The organism is Massilia luteola, assembly GCF_034420155.1.
GTDB lineage: Bacteria > Pseudomonadota > Gammaproteobacteria > Burkholderiales > Burkholderiaceae_D > Telluria > Telluria luteola.
The window spans coordinates 142,738-147,616 of sequence record NZ_JAXOFN010000006.1; the positions used below are offsets into that span (position 1 = coordinate 142,738).

At 64.1% G+C, this 4,879-nt stretch carries 2 protein-coding genes and 1 pseudogene; all 3 read right to left on the bottom strand.

Annotated elements, in window-relative coordinates:
- Positions 1-65: 65 nt before the first annotated feature.
- The 3 genes and pseudogenes from U9J41_RS09645 to U9J41_RS09655 all read right to left on the bottom strand — a co-directional run bounded on the left by U9J41_RS09645 (position 66) and on the right by U9J41_RS09655 (position 4,326).
- The gene (locus U9J41_RS09645; protein WP_322401977.1) at positions 66-1,142 is read right to left on the bottom strand and encodes a glycoside hydrolase family 62 protein; all 1,077 of its coding nucleotides are present in this window, start codon (positions 1,140-1,142) and stop codon (positions 66-68) included.
- Complete coding sequence (locus U9J41_RS09650) at positions 1,139-3,058, bottom strand: glycoside hydrolase family 97 protein (RefSeq protein WP_322401978.1); 1,920 nt, start codon at positions 3,056-3,058, stop codon at positions 1,139-1,141. Before U9J41_RS09650 ends, U9J41_RS09645 begins: the two co-directional genes overlap by 4 nt.
- Positions 3,059-3,159: 101 nt before the next feature.
- A pseudogene (locus U9J41_RS09655) lies at positions 3,160-4,326 on the bottom strand (alpha-L-fucosidase).
- Positions 4,327-4,879 lie beyond the last annotated feature (553 nt).

The window sequence follows — 4,879 nt, forward strand, 5'->3', positions numbered from 1 at the left end:
TCGTCTCCGCCCCCCCGCTGGTCGGCCCGTGCGACGATCACGGCGATTCACGTCGATGCGCCGGGTCAGCGGCAGAGCGCGCTCACCGGATTCTCCCCCTTCGCCGTGATGACACCCAGGCGGTACGGGATTTTGATGTAGTCGTCCACATGCACTGCCGGGTCATTGCCCTGGAAGAGATATTCGAGCGGCCGGCAAGGATCGATTGTCATCGTCTGATCCGCGTTCGTCCGAATCATTTCACCGTGCGAAACACCTTCCGACCAGGCCTGCCCGACGTTGTCGCGGCTGGCGAACGCGTTCATTGGCGCGGAAGAGAACGGCTCCCATTTCCCGTCCAGGCGATCGCTCTTCCAGATGCGGAAGTAGCGCCCTTTCGGTGAAACCGCCTCGACAAGGGTGATGTATGTGTGCGTGCCGGCGATCCTGTAGGTATTGCTGGCCTCGAACAGGTCCTGCGGTTTTTCGGCCATGACGACGACAGTATGATGGAAGCCATTCGGGAACCGGCCGATTTCGGTTTCGGACCGCAGCAGACGCCCGCCGTCATCGGTATTGAACAGATAGCATTTTGCGTCGTCGCAGATCACCCAGAAGTCCAGCCAGGCATTACCTTGCGGATGCTTGACGACGTCGGGCACGACGGGAAAGAACGGTGTCGGCGCGCTCCACGACGTGGGATCGCCGATATCGTTCGACGTCGAATAAAGAGGATCGGCGCCCTGGTAGACGAGATACCATTTTTTCTGCGGAGCAAAATAAAACACTTGCGGCGCGGCGCGATAACCCGGTCCCATCGGCGATTTGTCGAGCGGGACGATTTTCGCGGACGACGCGTCCGACCACTTGGCAAAGTTCGTGTACCCGAGCCCCCAGCCTGCCGATCCGGCGGTCGTCATGAATACGTGATATCGGCCGTTCACGTAGACAATCGATGGATCTTTCACGGCATAGATCGTCTGGCTCGGATCCGGTTGAGGCGATATGAGCGGCGCGCTCGAGGTCCACGCGAACGACGTCTTCGCAGGCGCCGCCGCGGTGCCGTTCGCGACCGCATTGATTCCACCGCACCCCACCAGGGCAATCATCAGGCCCAGCCCGAGACAGGACCTTAGCGCCAGCCGCGGCGTCGTCGCCCTCATGGTTTGCGCTCCAGGATGACCGTCGCGCCGCCCGCTGCCGCCAGTTGCAGCGCCAGGCCGTCGCGTGCCGTGACGTCGGCTTCGCGGCGCTTGACGTCGTTCGGCGTGGCGCCGTCCTCCCAGATCGTGGCCCGGTAACGCCCGCTTGGCAGGAATTCGAGCGGAACCCGCTTCGTCGTCGCGGCCTCTTCCGCCGACATCGCGCCGACGTACCACGTCGTGCCGAGGCGGCGGGCAAGCACGATGTCCCGGCCCGGCTCGCCGGACAGGAAGCGGGTCTCGTCCCAGGCCGTCGGTACGCGGCGGATGAAATCGAAGCCTGCGGCGTCGCGGTAGGCATCCGGATCATCGGACACCATCTGCAGGGGGCTGTCGTACACGACATATTTCGCCAGCTCCTGTCCGCGGCTGTTCTGGACGAACGGCAGCACGTCGCGCACCGCGAAGGTCGCCGGCGTGCCGTTGCGGAAGCCGCCGGGCGTGTAGTCCATCGGGCCCGCGAGCATGCGCGTATAAGGCAGCATCAGGTTGTGTTCCGGCGTGATCTTCTTTTGCATCTTGTTCCACTCGGCGCCCATCACACCTTCCTGCGTGATGAAGTTCGGATAGGTACGCTGCAGGCCCGCCGGGACGTAGGCGCCGTGCAGGTCGAGCAGCAGGTGGCGCTTGGCCGTGGCGGCCGCCACGCGTTGATAGAAATCGACGACGTCCTGGTCGTCGCGGTTCATGAAGTCGATCTTGACGCCCTTGATGCCCCAGCGCGCATAGGTGTCGAGCACCTCGTCCATGCGCGGTCTCACGTGTTCCCAGTGGGCCCACAGGATCAGCCCGACGCCCTTCGCCGCCGCGTAGCGTACCAGGCCGGGCATGTCGATGCCCTCGGCGGCGCGGGTGATGTCCGTCGTCGGCAACGGATCGCAGCAGCCGCCGCTGCCCTGCGCCCAGCCGGCGTCGATCAGGTAGTACGGGAACCCGGAGGCGGCGGCAAAGTCGATGAAGCGGCGGTAGGCGGCCATGTCCGGCTTCATGCCCGCGAGCGGACCCGACCACCAGTCCCAGGCGGCCTTGCCAGGCTTGACCCAACTGAAGTCGCCCTGCGGCGGCGGGTTCAGGTTGCCGACCACGTTCGACGCGATCAGGTCGCCCGCCCGGTTCCCCAGCATGACGACGCGCCAGGCCGTCCGCAGCCCGCCGCGCGATTCATACACGGGCGCAGCGCGGCCCGGCGTTCCCGACAGGTGCACCCGCAGGGCCGCGCCTTCGCGCCACAGCGAAGCGCCCGTGTAGCCCTCCAGATGCGACTGGGTGATCGCGTAGGCGGTACGGCCCGACGGACTGGTGCACACGACAGGTACGTCGTAGCCCTGGTTGCCGCGCAACCGGGAAATTTTCTGGCGTGCGAACGGCACCTCGTGCGCGCCTTCCGCAACCGAGACGAGGCACTCCGGATCGCCGGCGGGCACGAACGCCGTTTTCTCGCCGCGCAGGCGGACCGGCGCGCTGCCGTCCATGCGGTAGCGGAACGCGATGCCGTCGTCGTACGCCCGCACGTCGACGAGCAGCCTACGCGTGCCCTGCGCGCGTTCGCGGAACACCAGCGTCGCGGCGCGGTAGTGATCGCGCGCGACCGAGGCCTTGGTCGCGACGAGGGGAATCTTGCGGTCCGTGGTCGACGTGGTGACCTTTTCCAGCTCGAGTTCGCCGAGCTGCGGCTGGCCGTCGAGTTCGATGCCCAGGGGCGACGCGGCGATCACGGTTTCGGCGCCGCGCGTGACGACATAGCTCCCGCCGTCGGGCGCAATCCGGATAGCGGCCCGGCCGTCCGGCGACGTCACCGTGACAGGGCCCGCGGGCGCGGCGCATGCGGCGCCGCTCAAGGCGGCCAGCACCGCCAATGTCATCATTCGTGTGTTCATGTAACCGTTTCCGCTCGTTCCGTGTTCCCGATCAACCGTCGATTGTATTCGATAGATTCAATACGACGGGTCGCGGAAATGCACGTTTTTCGCGAATCCGGCTAATCATTTTTTCCGACCAGAACCCGATCCCGACACTGGACGCGATTGCCGTCGGCAGGGTGGCCAGCAGTTCGATCACGAGCGCATCGTCCTGCTGCTTCCAGCGCAGCCGCTCGCTCGCGCCCACCAGCGACACCGATTTGACCGGCCGCGTTTCCGGTCCCGCGCGCGCCGAGCGAGGCGATGCGCACCTGCCCCTTCGGCTCGCCCAGCGTGATGGCGTACAGCGCGCCGTCCCTGGTGGCGAAGCGGATATCGCGGGCCGTACAACCGGCGTTTTCCTTGAACGCGCCTCCTTCCGTCTTCGTCGGGACTTCACCGAACGTCTTCCACGGCCGGGTGCCGTAGATCGCTTCGCCGTTGACTTTGATCCAAGGAGCCATCTCGTCGAGGGATTGGCGCGACTCGGGCGGCAGGCTGCCATCCCGATACTGCACCACGTTGAGGAACAGGTTGCCGTTCTTGCTGACGATATCCGCCGGCATGGTCACGACGTCCTGCGTCGTCTTGTACTTGTAGCCCTCGCTGTAGAACCAGTCGCCCATCGAGGTGTCGGTCTGCCACGGCAGCGGCTGGATATGGTCATGACACCGCGTTCGACGTCCTGCACGCCGGCCTTGCGGAGAAATTCGCCGGAGCCGATGTCCTTGTGGTTGTACAAGGCCTCCAGCTTGCCGTGTGTCCTTGATGTTCCCGTTATAGAAATTGGCGACCAGGGTCCTGCCGGTCACGCCGAATGGGATGCCGCCGTCGGTGTACAGCAGGTCGGGCTTGTAATGCGTCACCAGGTCGGTCACGCGGTTGTAGCATGCCTGCTGCCAGTCGACGACGATATCCCCGTGCGGCCCCATCTTGACGGCATTCCAGCGGTGATACTTCGAATCCCACAGGTCGAAATTGTCATGGTGGACGCCCATGCTGACGAAATATGTCGCGCCGGCCTAGGCGTACAGGGCCATCAGGGCGTCCAGATCGAACTTCTCGGCCGTCCACAACGGAATGATGTCCTTATAGCCGAACCTGGACGGGTGGCCATATGTCTTGAGGTGATGCTCGTACTGCGGGGTACCGTACACGTACGTATTGCGTGCGTACCAGTCGCCCGCACGCGGCACCGCCAGCGGTCCCCAATGGGCCAGATGCCGAACTTGGCGCCCCGGAACCACTCGGGCGTTTCATACTTGTTCAAGGAAGCCGGGTCTGCGGTAAACGGCCCTGCGACATGGGTGAGCTTGACGGGCGGGCCGGCGCCCTCGGCAGCGGACACCAATGGACTGCCGAGCAAGCTGCACAGGGCAAAGGTGGCGGTCAGCGCACGGCGGATCATCGAGGCCTGCACAGTTTTTAATATATAAAAGACTTTCGAGAGTGTAGATGTTCTGTTCGTTCCACGCAAGACGTTCATGTCGTCCGAGCGGGCCAGTCATGGCCGCTGCCCCTGCCGCGGCCAAGTGTCGGGTTCCCCCTTGTTTACTGCGACTTAGCGCGCGCTCGCCAGCGCAGGGCTTTGTCGGGATGCGGACGGCTCATCCGGCGTCCGCGCTCGACGGGAAATTGTTCAGCGGCTCAGCACGAAGCCACGCCGAATGTAAATCGACTGCATTGCTTAAAAAATCCTAAACATTTCCTAGAAGCTTTAGAAGAGTTGTCAATTGATTACACAGGCCGCAGCGGCGAATGCTGCTCGCGACCCGACAATATTTCTAGGCGAGGAAAAAA